Below are 15,613 nucleotides of genomic sequence, written 5' to 3' on the forward strand. Positions count from 1 at the left end.
TGGATTTTTAGTGTTTTATGATGCAACGGGTGTAAGCTGCATGACTTCTTGCATATAGGTAGCGTAAAGAGCTTCAAAAACAGGACCGGGTTTTGTGCCCCCTACAGGCACACCATCCATTTCAACCACGGGAATGGCGATGGTCGAGGCGCTGGTGTAAAATACCTCGCGGGCATCTAATACTTCCTGCCGGGTAAACGGCCGCTCAACGATACGGAGTTTGAGGTCCTGTGCAATGCGAAGGAGAGTCTGGCGCGTAATGCCGGGTAGAGTTTCGTGCGAGAGTGCGCGCGTCACCAGATCACCGTGCTGGGTGACGATATAGGCAGTGGATGAAGCCCCTTCGGTAATAACGTCGTCACGCATCATCCACGCCTCGGAAACTTCGGCTTGAGAGGCTGCATGTTTTGCCAAAACTTGTGCCAGCAGGGATGTCGATTTGATATCGCATCGTGCCCATCTCAGGTCGGGCACGGTTATGATGCGCGCACCTGTCTTGGTCAGGGGGTTATACTGCACAGGTGAGAATTGCGGGAACACGACCACCGTCGGCACAAGCCCGTCTTTGTATTTGAAAGCCCGTTCAGCAACGCCGCGTGTCACTTGGAGGTAGATAAGGCCATTCGTTAGCTTGTTACGACGTACAATTTCCTCTTCCAATCGGGTCCATTGACTGGCTGTATGCGGGTTTACGATTCCAATTTCTTTCAAGGATCGCTCAAGGCGTGCCAGATGGGCTGCATCATCTACCAGTCGGCCTTCAATAACGGCCGTGACTTCATAAACGCCATCACCAAACAGGAAGCCGCGATCCATAACCGGAATACTGGCCTTTGTGAGGGGAACAAATTCCCCTCGTATATAGCCAATGCGCGTGTCTGCTGCTGTATTGTCCACTCTGGTCTCCTCAATGTCAGTTCTGGCCCTGTCGTGCGTCAATCATACGAAGCCAAAGGATTTTTAGCATATCGTATATTGAATTAGCCTATTCATCACAATGATACTCTTGAGCGTATTCCAATACGACATGAGGTGCAGAATATTGCTAGACTGTATAAATTGAAGAATGGATACACTTCTCCCAAAGCAGAACAGGGCGTGCATATGCAACATTTCGATATCATTTTGAAAGGCGGTACGGTTCTTGCCGAAAAGACAGAGGTTACAGATATCGGCTGTCGGCATGGTCGTATCGTCGCCTTGGGGGACCTCAGAACTGCCACGGCTGAGAATATTGTAGACTGCCGCGGGTTGCATGTTCTGCCGGGAATTATCGATCCACATGTGCACTTGCGTGAACCCGGAGATCCGACTGTCGAAACAATTTATGATGGCACGAAAGGCGCCATATTGGGCGGTGTGACAGCGCTGTTCGACATGCCCAACACACGTGACCCTGTGGTGTCTGGAGAAGCTATTGCCCGCAAACGTGATCTGGTATTGCAAAAGGCGTGGTGCGATATCGGGATGTATGTAGGCGGTACGAAGGCCAACATACCTCATCTGAATACGCTTGAGGTGGAAGAGAATATCTGTGCCATCAAGGTTTTTTCCGGGTCTGCCCCACCTGATTATCTGATTGAGGATGATACCAGTCTGGAAGCTCTGATGCGGAATGGGACGCGCACAGTATGCTACCATTCAGAGGACCAGACGCGGCTAGAGGAGCGCCGTAAACTTTTTACGGTCGGGCAGCCTTATCGCACGCATATGGAGTGGCGCGATGTGGAATGTGCCTTTCTGGGCACGCGCCGCCTGATGGCGCTTGCGCGCAAAACCGGACGTAAAGCGCATATTCTCCATGTCTCGACTGCCGAGGAGCTTGAGTATATGCGCGGCTTCAAGGGGCTGGGAACGGTGGAAGTTCTGGTGAATTATCTGACGCAGGTTGGGCCAGAGGCATATGACCGGTTGGGGGGATATGCCATTATGAACCCCCCTATACGCGATAAGCGCCATTATGATGCCTCATGGGCAGCAGTTAACGCAGGAGATGTTGACTGCATCGGGTCTGACCATGCCCCTCACTCGCGCGAGGCAAAGGAGCGGCCATGGCCCCTGACACCAGGTGGCTTGACGGGTGTGCAGACGCTGGTGCCCCTCATGCTGGACCACGTTAACGCGGGCCGCCTGTCATTGGAGCGCATGGCACAACTGATGTCCGCAGGGCCTGCGCGCGTTTATGGTGCGGTTGGTAAAGGGCACATTGCCTCTGGGTATGATGCCAGCTTTACAATTGTGGATTTGCACAAGGAGCGCACGATTGAGGAAAGCTGGATCACATCCCCCTGTGGCTGGACGCCTTTTGCCGGGCATCACTGCACCGGCTGGCCTGTCATGACGGTTATTCGTGGGAATATCGCCATGCGTGAGGATACTGTTTTGGACAGTCCGGCAGGGCAACTCATCTCATTTCGATAAAACGAGATCTCCGATAAGAAGTGCGACAGCCGCCTTGGTGGGTTCAATAACCGGGCGGTTTGTCTGATGTTCTAAGTTTTGCTGAAAGTGCGCCATCCCCGCGCAGCCCATGATGAAGGTGTCTGCTCCCATTTTGCAGAGGTGGGTGGCAGCATCCAACATGCGCTCCAGCAACATGCTGTCTGTCGCACCTTCTGCCGTTGTCTCGATAGGATAGCTGCCAGCATAGCGTTCGCAAAGTCCCATCGTGCGGACAAGGCGCCGCTGCCGTAGAATGGATTTGTGTGAGAGCGCGATAATGCCAAAGCGGTCCCCACGCGTCATGGCCTGTAGAATGGCGCTCTCGCCAATGCCTCGTATCGGTGTCGTGGGTGCGTTCTCTCGGGCGCCAGTAACGCCAGGGTCACTGAAGCACGCAATGCCGTAGGCGGCAGCCTTATGTGCCTGAATAGCGGCCTGAACCAGAGGGGCAGTTGTATCGGCATCGCTTTGCAGGGCAATGCCGGCAGGCGCCTCGGGTATATCAATAACCTCTATCGGGAACGGGCTGTATACGCGCATGGCATCAAGTACGGTATCGATGCCATGCGTCACGCGGCGTGATGAATTGGGGTTGATGACAAGTATACGGTCATGGTGCATGGGGCGTACATTCGGGCTGGGTTGGGAGTGGCGCTATGGCGCTGCTTTCGGGCAGGTTCCATTTCCTGATCAGGGCATGATAGGTGCCGTCAGCCTGTAGTTCTGCTAGGGCTGCCGTAATCTGACACTGAAGATGCACATCAGTCTTGGGTAGCCCGATCCCCAGGGGGGTCAATTCAAACGGCTCACCAAGGAGCTGAAACAGGCCGGTGTTGATGGCAATCGTCCATGGGGCAGTAAGGCTGTCTTGCAAAACGGCTACAACACGGCCCTCGCGCAGTTGCAAGCGGGCATCGGCTGAATTTTCAGAAGCAAAAAGCTCAATGGGTGGTTTCTGTTGCGCAACACAATGGGCGTTACTCCAAGCGATCAGGCTGGCCGGTTCGGATGTGATGCGGCTGGTCGCTACCATCTTGCCACATAATGCGGGCAGACTGTGGGGGGCGAGCGGGTCATTTGCCAGAGTGATGAATTGCAGGCCGGATTGCAGGTAATCCACAAACCCGATGCTGGCCCGGCGCGCTGGCGTATCCATCATACCATTGAAAAACAATTGGATGCGTTCTGTAAGAAGAGACGGAATGAGCTGTGCAAAAGATGTTTCAACAATATCCAGCGGACGCCCTATCCGTTCAAGAAGGGCGCGGCTGAGGTCAACGTCAAACCCTTCCAGTTGGTTGGTTTGAGGGTTACGCATATCCAGCGGAGGGTAGCTGGGGTACATGCCAACCGAGAGCGAGCGCTCCTGTGCATGCCCCGCTGCCTGCGGCATGAACAGGAGACCTAGCATGGCCCACTTTCTTTTGCCGCCCGTCTGCATCAATAACAGGTCGGGTAGGTTGAAGGAATAAGGTCTTCTACCGAACGCCCCAACCGGTCGCGTTGCGACACCGAGCCTGCAATGCGCGCCTGTTCCTTAACAAGGTTGGCAGTGGCTTTTTCGTAATCCATGGTCAGGACACGCCCTTTTTCTACAACCTTACATCCATCGACATAGACTGAGTGAATGGCCCGGTCATCGCATGAGAAAATGAGTGAGCGGATGGGGTCAAGGGAAGGGCGCATCATCGGGTGGGTCATATCGACCAGCACAAAATCTGCACAAGACCCCTGTTCGATACGGCCAATATCGGTGCGGCCCAGAAGCGAGGCCCCCACATGGGTTACGGCATCAAAGACATCTTTTGTGGAAACAGCTTCAGGCGTCTGTTCCTGAATTCGGCCAAGATAGGCGGCAAGGCGCAGATCATCCAGAATGGTGTGGGGATAAGTGTCTGTTCCAATGCCCAGACGTAAACCTGCACGCTTGTAACGCCCAAAATCACGCAAGACGTATCCACGTCGCGCAAAGACCGTAGGGCAATGCGCAATGGCTGTGTCATGCTGTGCCAGAATGTCCAGATCTTTTTTGGTGTGCCATGGTGTGGAGGGATGGTCATCCAGAAAAATGCCATGACCAATAATGCTGCGTTGTGCCAAAACCCCCAAACTATCCAGCCACTGGATAGGCGTTAAGCCGTGGCGGTGGGTTATTTCCTGAAATTCCACAATAGACTGCGCAGCATGTGTCTGCCATGGAATATTGCGAATTTCCGCTGCCTTGAAAGATGCCTTCAGAATTTCGGCAGAACAGGTGTCAACCTGGGCGGGCACGATCATGCCGGATAACCGGCCGGATGTATGGCTGCTGGCGGCATCGACCATAGCCAATGCTTCCTCCATGGAGCGACGGCCGCCATCTTCAGCCCATGTATAGTCAACCGTGTAGCCGTTTGTTGTTTTCCACGCGGCAGAACGGAACATAGGACCCAAACAGACACGCAGGCCGCTTTGCGCGGCAACGTCCAGCCAGTCGCTCCATGGGGTGGAGAGATCGACCACCGTGGTCACACCGGAGAGAAGCATTTCGCTGTAAGCAACACGGGCGCAGTCTGGTTTGCTCGCCGCATCCGACCGAAAAACCGGCATGTATTCATAAAGGGATGAATAGAACAGGCCGGGTGAACCAAGTTCGTCAAACATGCCACGGCTCATGGGTTCTGTCGCCGGGTGAGAGTGAACATCCACCATCCCCGGCATAAGCAGAAAGTCCCGCGCATCGACGGCAACAGGGAGCTCCGCATAGGCTGCGGGAAGGTGCTTGCGCGGTCCTGCGTAGAGCACTTTGCCGAGCTGGATGACAAGTTCAGCATCGGGTACATAACAGTGACTGTTTTTGGCCTTATCCCATAAAATGGCTTGTTTGATCTGGCTGATACGGTAAGGGGCGCTCCTCATGCAGCGCCTCCGCGTGCTGCGGCTTCGCATGTTTCAAAATGGCGTGCAATCTGCTCACCTGTTGCAATCCAGACGTCCCGGCATTCAAGCGTATAAAGCAGAAAGGTACGCAACAGGCGTAACCGCATGGGCCTGCCACTGACAAGGGGGTGTAAGACCGTACCCACCATGGCCCCCCAGGCCCGTGTTTCGTCTAGATCATCTTTCCACATGGAAAGGATATGCTCCTTGGGGAACACGGGGCGGGGGCCAAACCGGGTGCTCAGACCCAGTGTCCAGTCATCATACCCGGCAGTAGGGGGAAGTTCCACAACGCCGGGAGAGCCATCGGAGAGAACCTGACGATAGGGGCGTACATCATCACGCCAACTGCTGGAATAGAGCATACCTTCCCGCTTCAGGGCCGTGCGGAGTTCCTCGCAGCTTTCGCCATAAGGCGCACGATAGCCAACGGGACGCACACCGTGACGCGCGAGAGCTTCAAATCCTTTAGCCAGTTCGCTTTCAATGTGGGGCGAACCGGGGTCGGGCAGAAGGTGGTGGTAACCATGATGACCAATCTCGTGCCCATCCTTCAACACTGCTTCCACCATAGCGGGGTAGGCATCTGCAACCCACCCTGTCGTAAAGAAGGTTGCCTTCAGGTTGAGTTCACGTAGTAATTCCAAAATTTTTGGAAGACCTACGCGTGCTTCGTATCCTCCATAAGACATATAAACCAGCTTTTCAGCATGGGCTGGGTCTTTGGAGGTCATGGCTGTTTCTGCATCGATATCAAAAGACAGCATCATGGCCGCACGTTTCCCATCAGGCCATGGGAATTCCGGCGCAGGGCCCGCCATGTTCGAGGGGCGGACAGGAACATCATCATAAGAGCGGATCATGGCGTGGTCTCCTTGGAAGGCTCTTGCCGGGCGGTATTGCCCAGCACAGCTGACAGAAAGGCGCGGGTGCGCTCCTCTTTTGGGGTGGTAAAAAATGTGTTGGTTGCGGCATCTTCCAGAATAATACCGTTGTCCATGAACAGGATGCGGTCAGCAACCTTGCGGGCAAAAGCCAGTTCATGTGTCACGACCAGCATAGTGACGCCACTGGCTGCCACATTTTGCATAACGGCCAGGACATCGCCTACAGATTCAGGGTCAAGGGCACTGGTTGGTTCATCAAACAGCATGACTGAGGGCTTGAGAGCCAAGGCGCGGGCAATGGCCACCCGTTGTTGCTGCCCGCCCGAAAGCTGAGCCGGGTAATGACTGGCGCGATGCCCCATGCCGACCTGTTCAAGGAGAGCAAGTGCTTCTTCCTTTACTGCGGTTGCCGGGCGTTTTTGAACCTGTACAGGACCCTCCATCAAATTTTGCAAGGCGGTCATATGCGGAAAAAGGTTGAAGCGCTGGAAGACCATGCCAGTTTGCCGCCTCTGGCGTGCAATGTCGGCTGCGCTGCGGCGCACCATGCGTCCATGATGTTCCTGTTGGCCTAGAATTTCGCCGTTCATGACGATGAGGCCGCGCTCCGCTGTTTCAAGCTGAGCAATGCAGCGCAGGAGCGTTGTCTTGCCCGAACCTGATCCGCCCAGAACGCAGACAACCTGTCCTGTAGGAATATCAAGCGAAATACCTTTCAGGATATGTGTCTTACCAAATGATTTATGCAGATCACGTAACCAGATGGCGGGCTCGGTCATCAGCGTTTTCCTTTGGCAAAATGGCGTTCAAGGAGATGCTGGAGCGGGGACATGATGGTAACAGCCAGCAGATACCAGAACCCTGCTACAATAAGGAGTTCGATAACACGCGTGTTCGCGTAATAAATGGTCTCGGCATTATGCAGAACTTCCGGATACTGGATGATGCTGGCAAGAGATGTCAGCTTGATCATGTTGATGAATTCATTGCCGAGAGGGGGAATGACCGTGCGGAAGGCCTGCGGCAGAATGATGCGCTTCATGGCCTTGAAGCGTGTCATGCCTATTGCGGAAGCAGCTTCATACTGTCCGGCATCAACACTTTGAAAGCCTGAACGGAAAATCTCCGCAATATAGGCGGCCTGATTCAGCCCCAATCCCAGCAGGGCTGAGAGGAAGGGGGTCATGAGATCGACCGTACGGAATGTTCCGATGCCTGGCACCATGATATGAGGAAAAATAAGCGCTAGGTTAAACCAGATGAGAAGTTGCAGGATGACCGGCACCCCACGAAACAGCCAGACATAAAGACCAGAAACGATCCGTGGCAACCACGCTGAGGACAGGCGGCCGAGCGCGAGGAAAAGTCCTCCTGCCATACCGAGCGCCATGGCACTGACCGCCATGAGCAAAGTGGCGCCAACTCCCCTGATAATGGAGGGCACGAACAGGAATTGCGCAACGTAAGACCATGCAATCTGCCCAACGGCAAAGGCGTGGACAATCCAGATCAGCACTCCCACCAGGATGAGGCCGATTGCCAGATTGCCCCATAAAATACGGCGCCCGACTGGAAGAGAAAGATATTCCGGTGCGTCATCTCGTGTAATGGTGGAAATAGGTAGCTTCATGGAGAGGCTCCTTCTGCGGTCTCGATGGCGTCTTTTGAGAGTGACCATTTTTCAAGGAGCGTGGCGTAACTCCCATCCACTTTCATCCGTGCAAAAGCATTTTGCATTTTTTGTTCAAGAGATTGTGCATTTTTGGGAAAAGCAATGGCTAATGTCATGTGGGACAGAGGGCTTCCCAGTTGCCGGAATGCATTGTTTGTCATTTTCATAAAATATCCGACTGTTTCACGGCCCTGTACCATTGCGGCCACACGGCCCTGCAAAAGCTGAATGCGGGCGTCAGCACCACTTTCGGAAGGATAAAAACTCATGGCCGGCAAATGCTTTGCCGTGCAGTTCTTTTTGCTCCAGTCCTGAATCATCAAGGGGAAGGAGGTGGCACGACTTGCGGCTATTGTCTTGCCGCACAAATCCTGTGCCGTCGCAACGCTATCATCAGCCCGGACCAGTACCTGCGCCCCGGACCACAGATAGGGAATGAAGTTGAGCAGGGATCGTCGTTTGGGCAGGTCAGAGAAACCACTGAGAATGACGTCAGTGCGGCCGCTCTGCACCGAAGGAATCATTTGAGGGAAAGATGTTTCCACCCACTCCACCGTCATGCCCATTCTGGTTGCCAGAGCGGTTCCAAAATCAATATCAAAACCGATCAGGGTATCTGTAACAGGGTCCCGAAATTCCAGCGGGGGATAGATCGGATTGACAGCAATACGAAGCACCTCCGCAGCGTGGGCCGCGGGAGAAAGGCTTGCTATAAGAAGCGCTAGGCTGCCCAAGGTGTTCCGTATTGCTGTTTTCATACGGTTTTTTCGTTTTCGGGAATGATCACACCAGTTTGTTTGCAAAGGCGTTCGTAGTGCATGGGGCGTCGATGCGCCTCAAAGTTGAACATCTTGCTTTTGCCCTGCGTACACAGATCCATGTCACAATCAGCCACGATAACTTCGTCAGCCAGTGAGTGAGTCTGGGCTACAATAAGGCCATTGGGGTCAACAATGCAGCTGCCGCCAATAAGACCCGATCCATCTTCATTGCCGGCTTTGGCAACGGCAACGGCCCAGCAGGCATTCATGTAAGCATTGGCCTGTACAACAAGCTGGGCATGGAATGTGCGCAGTTCAGCACTTTCCGTATCCCCCCCGTTCGGATCATAGGCAGCAGAGTTATAGCCGACGCACAGCAACTCCATGCCTTGCAGGGCAAGACTGCGCCATCCTTCCGGCCAGCGGCGATCATTGCAAATCAACATGCCCATGAGCGTATTTGCCCATTCTGGTCCGCTTCGAAAAACAGGAAATCCCAGATCCCCGTAATCAAAATAGCGTTTTTCAAGTTGCTGATATCGTGCGCCGGCTCGTGGCTCGACAGAACCGGGTAGATGCACTTTGCGGTATTTACCTAAAAGCTTGCCATCAGGTGCTACAATTATGCTGGTGTTGAACTGCTGGCTGTCCGGCGTCAATTCTGCATAACCGACGTAAAATCCCACGCCAAGTTCTCTGGCGCGGTCGAACAGAGGCTGAACATGTGGGTTTGGCATCGCGGTTTCAAACTGACTGAGAACCTCTTTCTCATCAAGCAACCAGCGGGGAAAAAATGTTGTGAAGGCTAATTCTGGAAAGACAACCAATGTTGCCCCTTTTGCGGCTGCATTTTCCATAAGCTTAATCATACGCGCCAGCGTATTGTCGCGACTGTCAGCACGTTGTGTTGGCCCCATTTGAGCTGCAGCGATACGGATAATTCGGCTCATTATATAATGTAACCTCGTTTGGGGTGGCTGCCAGCGTGTGACGTGGCATGATGAAAAATCATTGCCATCTTGTTCCGAATTCTTCAATTATAATGACAATCAGATATCCGCCCTCCTTATTCACGTTGGTTATAGATGAACCTCAGGCAGATCGAAATTTTGCGGGCTATCATTCGCCATAATACCACCGTTGCGGCAGCGCGTGTGCTTGGGCTGTCACAGCCGGCTATCAGCAATGCACTGAAGGCCATGGAGGAGCAGACCGGCTTTGCACTCTTCCAGCGCGTAAACAACAGGATATATCCAACCGCAGAAGCCTCGATCATTGCAGAAGATGCGGAAGCCCTGTTTGATCTGCACGATAAGCTGGAGAGGCGTATCAAGGATTTACGTGAAAGTCGTGCCGGTCAGTTAAGATTGGTGGCAACACCTCCTGTCGGTTACGGAATTGTAACAAAATCAATCCAGAAAACACAGGCTCTTCGGCCAAAAATACGGACATATTTCGATGTAAGACGATATGAAGGGGTGGTGAATGGCGTGGAAAGCCATAACGCCGAATTGGGGTTTATTCTTGCCTACGGCGGAAAACCGGGCTTGCAGTCAGAAAAGCTATATGAGTGCAAGATGGTCTGTGTGATGCCAGTTGGCCATCCTTTGAGTAGCAAAAGTGAGATTACCCCGCGCGATCTGCGGGACCACCATTTTATTGCTCTTGAGCGTGAAACGCGTTTGGGAGAGGCAACAAGAGCTGTTTTCGAGCAGGAGGGAGAAGAGTTCAATTTCTCATCTGAAGTGCGCTATGGCAATACAGCTTGCGCTTTGGCTGAGGCTGGAGCTGGAATAGCTGTAGTCGATCCTCTGACGGCCTATTCGGGGCGCTTCAAGACCGATGTGCGCCCGTTTGTGCCGGTAATTCCTATTACTGCTTACGCAATCTGGTCAGAAAACAGGTCCTTATCGAGGCTGGCAAGATTTTTTCTTGATAGAGTGAAGGAAGTTATTGGTGAGTTGCCCAAAGACTTGCAGTGAGAGGGTCATGCAATAATTTCCTTCGTATTCTTGAAGTCAATGGTGGGAACAAGAAAAAATGTCACCAGAAAGTCAATGATATAAATTGAAGACAAGACAAAAAGAGCAGACGTGTAGGATGTGTGTGCTAACATATAGCCAAAGAGTGCGGGCCCCAGTCCTCCTATAGCGCGTCCTATGCTCCAGAGTGCATTCTGCGCAGTACTTCTGATCGCTGTGGGGTAAAGGCTGGCAATAAGGGCACCGTATCCGCCCATCATGCCATTGACGAAGAAACCCGCTATAAAACCGGCAAACAGAAGGGCGCTGGCTGTTGTCATGAGCGCATAAAATCCAACAGAAATTCCGGCAAAAACCTGGTATACAAGAAAACTCTTTTTCAATCCGAATGTATCGGATATACGACCAAAAACAAAAACACCTGCCATCATGCCGCAAACCGATACGGCAGTCCAAATGCCGGAAAGATGCAGGGAGAGATGAAAATGCACAACCAAATAAGACGGCAACCAGATCATCAGTCCATAATAACCAAAATTTTGAATGGTACTGAGGCAGAGTATAGAAAGACTCTTTTTGCACATGCTCCATCCACGGAATAATTCCCACAATGGAAATTGCATGGTCTGCACGCGTTGTGATTTTTGGAAAGCTTCTGGTTCAGGCAGTGAGTGCCGTATAATCCACGCCATGATAGCAGGTATGCCACCAATGACAAACATTCCCCTCCATCCGACATACGGGAGTAGCAAAGGTGTGAACAGGGATGCGGCCAATACTCCAAATTGCCAGCTCATACCAACCCATGACGTAATCCGCCCCCGCATGGTCGCAGGGTAATATTCACTAACCAGCGTCATGCCGAGGCCAAATTCACATCCCAGGCCAATGCCAGCCAAGATGCGCCAGGCAAGAAGATCTGAAAAGTTGACTGAAAATGAACAGAGAAATGTAAAGAGTGAAAACATCACGATGGCAATGTTAAGTGTGCGGACACGGCCAATGTAGTCACCTGTCGTGCCAAAAAGAATTCCGCCTATTGCTCCGCCAATCAGAGTCCAGGTCATGAGAGTGCCAGCCTGAATTGAGGTGAGATGCATGGTCTGCGTAATTTCTGGCAGCAGAAAGCTGAGCATGATGATGTCAAAACCATCTATGGCATAACCTGACATTGCTGCAAAAAGAGCGCGATGTTGTAAGTTCATGTAGATACCTGAAAATCATACTGTATCTGAAAAACTATATGGGATTCAAACAAATTTCTATATAGGAATGAAAAATTTTTCTTAAAATCGCAATTATGGTATTTTCGATTTCATTTGATTTTTTAAAATTTATTATTTGTCTAGGGTGTGTCGTCAGTTAATTCCAATGATGGCGGAGACGAATTGCACGGCTGCGAGGAAAGTTGACTTCAGCTTGTCATATCGTGTTGCAATACCCCTGAACTGTTTAAGTCTGGCGAAGAAGAGTTCGATGATGTTTCGTTTTTTATAAAGCGAGAAGAGGATTTTCCGTGGATTGCGTCGGTTTTTCTTTGACGGAATAACCGGTGTGATCCCCCGCTCTTCAAGCTTTTCGATGAGGGGATCGGCATCATAAGCCTTGTCGGCGATGAAGACCTCGGGATCGACTTCATCGAGCAATGGCTCTGCTTCTGTGATGTCGGCCCTTTGTCCGGGCGTCAGGGAAAGAGCCGCAGCCTTTCCCGCGGCATCGACAATGGCATGGATTTTCGTGGTCAGTCCGCCACGGGACCGCCCGGTGGCCTGATCCGCCCCCCTTTTTTACGGGCGCCCGCGCTATGCTGGTGAGCACGGACAATGGTGCTGTCGATCATCATGTATTCGTTGTCATGGTCAGCAGCCAGATGCCGGAAAATCCGCTCGATCACGCCGCCTTCGCACCAGCGACGCAGCCGCCGGTGCACGTTCTTCCAGTCCCCGAACCGGGCAGGCAGATCACGCCAGGGAATGCCTGCACGGTAACGATACAGCACGGCTTCGATAAACAGACGGTTATCCTCAGCCGTCCCACCGACATGACCTTCGCGACCCGGGAGAAGATCTTTTATTCGCTCCCACTGACCATCGCTCAAACCATACCGTCGCATTCACACTCTCCCCGTTCCAGAAACAGGAAGAAAACATCACAGATCAAACGGGAGTACAAGCTTCATAATCCCCCCGTTTAACTGACGACACGCCCTAGTAATCAGTTCAGTCCGTTGTTGGGTCCGCTAAAATATCTTGTGGTAATGCGCTGGAATTGTTGACTAACCGCCGTAATTTGCGTAACTCGCGCGTGGCATTAACGGCAGTTATCCCGCAGATAACTGAGTCATTAAGGTGGAAAATAACAAAAGCTCCATCGCTCGGGTTACCGCGTATAACTTCGCTGGTTCCAAGCGGGTTACCTACAACTTGAATGTTAAAGGTGTACTGGTCTGTCCAGTATGATCCTGGTGATGAGTAATCGTCAGGCACACCAAGAATCGCTTTAGCTACGTGCTCGCCATGGCTCGCTGCATGCTGCCATGTTTCATCACGGCGTTGCGTGCCGTAATGTACGTTGTAATGAAAGGCGACCTCTCCCGCAGCATAAATGTCTTTAATGCTGGTTCTGCCGTGTGCATCGACAGCAATGCCACCAGTTGCAGCCTCAATCCCAGCAAGGCTGCCAAGTTCGTGCTCAGGGCACACACCAATGCCAACAACAATCAAATCTGCAGCGAGGGTGCTCTTGTCGGAGAGGGTGAGAGAGTAGCCAGACTTGCCTTTTTCTACATCTATAATATGCGTTTGGCACCGAATATCTACACCGTGTTTAGTGTGTTCTGCCGCAAGAAAGCTGGACAGTAACGGGCTGCCAGAGCGCGCCAGTGGCCTTTCCCCAGCCTCAATAACAGTAACATGAAAGCCTTGTGCCGTTGCCGAGGCAGCGACTTCAAGGCCAATAATGCCTGCACCCACAATAACCATGCTGGCCCCTTTGGGTAGGCTTTGCATGTCCTGTCTTAATCTTTGCGCATCAAGGGACGTGCGCAAATAATGGATAAAGGGCGCACCGTAAGGAAAAAGAGGCAGCGTGCGGGGACGTGAGCCTGTGGCCAAAAGGAGCGTACTGTAAGGCAGTTGTGTCCCGTCAGAGAGCGTTACAAGGTGGGCTGCAGCATCAATAGCGGTCGCTTCAGCACCGAGCCTCAGGTCTATCTGGTTTGTCTTGTAAAAGGCTTCGTCACGGAGCAAGAAAGTGGCGGGAGGTGTGCTTGTATGCAGAGCATCTTTAGAGAGCGGTGGCCTGTCATAAGGCATTGTATTTTCACGGCTTAACAAGATAATCTGCCCTTTAAAGCCATTTTCCCGCAGGGCTTGGGCGGCAGATACGCCAGCTATGCCAGCCCCTACAATGACAACCGTTTTTTCTTTCACTCTCAACTCTCACTTACTTGTTAATGCGCATACAAGCAAAAAATAATACTTTACCCCTATGTCAGATAAACTTTTCCCTCACAAGAGAGGGAGTATATTAAAAATTACGTTGAAATAAGAAAAAATCATGTTTGTCATACGAAAGGAATAACTTGGGAGTTGTTCCTGATTGGCGAGTGGAATGCACTATTTTAATCAGTGGGCAGGACGCACAGGAACTTCTTACGCAGCATCACTCGGCGCTCATATTAAAAATTATCAATATTGTGTGCTGTAAAGTATAAATATCTCTTCATCTTTCGTACGCCAGAATTTTATAAAGACTAAAAATTTCTAGTGCATATCACCATAAAAAGCGCTTAAAAGAGAATTGTTGCGTTTAAAGAACGGAAAAGCCAGCCAGAAACCCTTCGGGCTGCGTCGAATGACGTATGAAACTCTGATGGAGAATGAGGTAAATTCAAACCAATGAATTTTTGGAGGTGGAGATGAGCGGAACTCGCGTTGGAAACAGAGTGATCGGTTCGCAAGCTCCCGTCACGATTGGCTGGGATAATATACCAAAAGTGGAGGGGGGTAAGGTTAAGCAATTTGTCTTCACCTATTTTCAGCCGACTATGCTCTTCGCCTTGATTATTTTTTGGTATTACGCTCCCAATTCAATAGCGACGGCCACAACGGCCATCTGGATAGGCGTAGGCTTTCGGGTTCTCTTGATGGCGCTTGAGTGGGTAAATCCACGTTATGAAAGTTGGCGTTTGACCTGGAAAGAACTGGTCACGGACCTTTTTTATGTCGGCGTCGGTTATACTTTTTTACGGATTGTAAATAGTTATATTGGTAGTGATGCGGTGATTGATTTCATCCAGAGCTATTTTCATTTTGATAAAGTTATGTGGTTTCTTGTTCTTCCTCTTTTGGTTCAGGCGTTTATTATTTCATTTATTTTTGATTTTGGGCAGTACTGGATGCATCGCGGTATGCATACATGGTACCCGCTGTGGTTACCGCACTCGGTTCATCATTATGTTACCCAATTGAATATTAATAAAGGTGCAGTGGGCAATCCAACAGAGTTGTTTCTTATCGGACTTGGTTTAGGTGGCTTTTTTGATTTTTTGCCACGAGCTGTTTTGTTGGCTGGAGCCATGTCTATGGCAATTGGCGAATATCAGCATATTAACGTAAGGTTTAACACGCCGCGTTGGTGGAGATATTTGTTTAATACTACGGAGCATCATAGTTTGCATCATGCACAGGATTATGAAGCAACATGTAGCAACTATGCGAGCGTTTATATCTTCATAGATAGAATGTTCGGTACTTGTGTTGACGGTGAGGCTGAACTGCTTGGAACAGAAGGCGGGCGTCGTCTTACAATCAGTGAACAAATGACGTACCCGTTCACGAATGGTTGGCGTTACTATAAGAGGAAAGTCAAAAAAATGACCAAGCAATGGTTTGGAACAAAAGCGCGGCAATAAGCCCTAAATCATTGTTTCATTACTATTGAATGGGT

The 15,613-nt window shown here is 51.3% G+C and carries 15 protein-coding genes; 3 read left to right on the top strand and 12 right to left on the bottom strand.

Annotated features, from left to right (window positions below; genetic code table 11):
* Positions 1-15 precede the first annotated feature (15 nt).
* The gene (locus tag QWU00_RS12130; protein WP_035381589.1) at positions 16-897 is read right to left on the bottom strand and encodes a D-amino-acid transaminase; all 882 of its coding nucleotides are present in this window, start codon (positions 895-897) and stop codon (positions 16-18) included.
* A 207-nt stretch (positions 898-1,104) separates the two neighbouring features.
* Between QWU00_RS12130 and QWU00_RS12135 the strand changes: the two genes are divergently transcribed.
* Positions 1,105-2,421, top strand: a complete 1,317-nt coding sequence (locus QWU00_RS12135) for a dihydroorotase (protein ID WP_035381590.1) — start codon at positions 1,105-1,107, stop codon at positions 2,419-2,421.
* Here QWU00_RS12135 and QWU00_RS12140 read toward each other — a convergent pair.
* From QWU00_RS12140 to QWU00_RS12175, 8 genes are read right to left on the bottom strand one after another with little or no spacing between them, the layout of a single operon-like run.
* Positions 2,410-3,063 carry an aspartate/glutamate racemase family protein gene (locus QWU00_RS12140; protein WP_035381591.1) on the bottom strand — a complete coding sequence of 218 codons (654 nt, stop codon included), beginning with the start codon at positions 3,061-3,063 and terminating at the stop codon, positions 2,410-2,412. The two genes, QWU00_RS12135 and QWU00_RS12140, sit on opposite strands and share 12 nt — an antisense overlap.
* On the bottom strand, positions 3,053-3,853 hold the full coding sequence (locus tag QWU00_RS12145) for an ABC transporter substrate-binding protein (RefSeq protein ID WP_166443747.1): 801 nt from the start codon (positions 3,851-3,853) through the stop codon (positions 3,053-3,055). The genes QWU00_RS12140 and QWU00_RS12145 overlap by 11 nt, the downstream gene beginning before the upstream one ends.
* Before the next feature lie 29 nt (positions 3,854-3,882).
* A complete protein-coding gene (locus tag QWU00_RS12150; protein ID WP_052051482.1) occupies positions 3,883-5,340 on the bottom strand; it encodes an amidohydrolase family protein in 1,458 nt (485 codons plus the stop codon).
* A complete protein-coding gene (locus QWU00_RS12155; RefSeq protein WP_035381593.1) occupies positions 5,337-6,224 on the bottom strand; it encodes a polysaccharide deacetylase family protein in 888 nt (295 codons plus the stop codon). Before QWU00_RS12155 ends, QWU00_RS12150 begins: the two co-directional genes overlap by 4 nt.
* Positions 6,221-7,027: an amino acid ABC transporter ATP-binding protein gene (locus QWU00_RS12160; RefSeq protein WP_052051483.1), complete on the bottom strand. Its 807-nt coding sequence runs from the start codon at positions 7,025-7,027 to the stop codon at positions 6,221-6,223. The genes QWU00_RS12155 and QWU00_RS12160 overlap by 4 nt, the downstream gene beginning before the upstream one ends.
* Positions 7,027-7,878, bottom strand: coding sequence for an amino acid ABC transporter permease (locus tag QWU00_RS12165; RefSeq protein ID WP_035381595.1), 852 nt, complete (start codon positions 7,876-7,878; stop codon positions 7,027-7,029). The genes QWU00_RS12160 and QWU00_RS12165 overlap by 1 nt, the downstream gene beginning before the upstream one ends.
* The gene (locus QWU00_RS12170; protein ID WP_035381597.1) at positions 7,875-8,678 is read right to left on the bottom strand and encodes an ABC transporter substrate-binding protein; all 804 of its coding nucleotides are present in this window, start codon (positions 8,676-8,678) and stop codon (positions 7,875-7,877) included. The genes QWU00_RS12165 and QWU00_RS12170 overlap by 4 nt, the downstream gene beginning before the upstream one ends.
* The gene (locus QWU00_RS12175; protein ID WP_035381599.1) at positions 8,675-9,631 is read right to left on the bottom strand and encodes an N-carbamoyl-D-amino-acid hydrolase; all 957 of its coding nucleotides are present in this window, start codon (positions 9,629-9,631) and stop codon (positions 8,675-8,677) included. Before QWU00_RS12175 ends, QWU00_RS12170 begins: the two co-directional genes overlap by 4 nt.
* 135 nt (positions 9,632-9,766) lie before the next feature.
* Here QWU00_RS12175 and QWU00_RS12180 point away from each other — a divergent pair, with 135 nt between their 5' ends.
* A complete protein-coding gene (locus QWU00_RS12180) occupies positions 9,767-10,663 on the top strand; it encodes a LysR family transcriptional regulator (protein WP_035381601.1) in 897 nt (298 codons plus the stop codon).
* Between the two features lie 5 nt (positions 10,664-10,668).
* Here the strand turns inward: QWU00_RS12180 and QWU00_RS12185 are convergent, their stop codons facing one another.
* From QWU00_RS12185 to QWU00_RS12195, 3 genes are all read right to left on the bottom strand, one after another.
* On the bottom strand, positions 10,669-11,868 hold the full coding sequence (locus QWU00_RS12185; RefSeq protein WP_035381603.1) for an MFS transporter: 1,200 nt from the start codon (positions 11,866-11,868) through the stop codon (positions 10,669-10,671).
* Positions 11,869-12,021: 153 nt separating this feature from the next.
* A protein-coding gene (locus QWU00_RS12190; protein ID WP_304651025.1) for an IS5 family transposase occupies positions 12,022-12,776 on the bottom strand; the annotation gives its coding sequence in 2 pieces (ribosomal slippage) (positions 12,022-12,437 and positions 12,437-12,776; 756 coding nt in all).
* A 106-nt stretch (positions 12,777-12,882) separates the two neighbouring features.
* Positions 12,883-14,094 carry an NAD(P)/FAD-dependent oxidoreductase gene (locus QWU00_RS12195; RefSeq protein ID WP_052051129.1) on the bottom strand — a complete coding sequence of 404 codons (1,212 nt, stop codon included), beginning with the start codon at positions 14,092-14,094 and terminating at the stop codon, positions 12,883-12,885.
* A 488-nt stretch (positions 14,095-14,582) separates the two neighbouring features.
* Between QWU00_RS12195 and QWU00_RS12200 the strand changes: the two genes are divergently transcribed.
* Complete coding sequence (locus QWU00_RS12200) at positions 14,583-15,578, top strand: sterol desaturase family protein (protein WP_035377451.1); 996 nt, start codon at positions 14,583-14,585, stop codon at positions 15,576-15,578.
* The last annotated feature ends 35 nt before the right edge of the window (positions 15,579-15,613 follow it).

Origin of the sequence: Acetobacter tropicalis (assembly GCF_030644465.1) — a bacterium.
Classification (GTDB): Bacteria; Pseudomonadota; Alphaproteobacteria; order Acetobacterales; family Acetobacteraceae; genus Acetobacter; species Acetobacter tropicalis.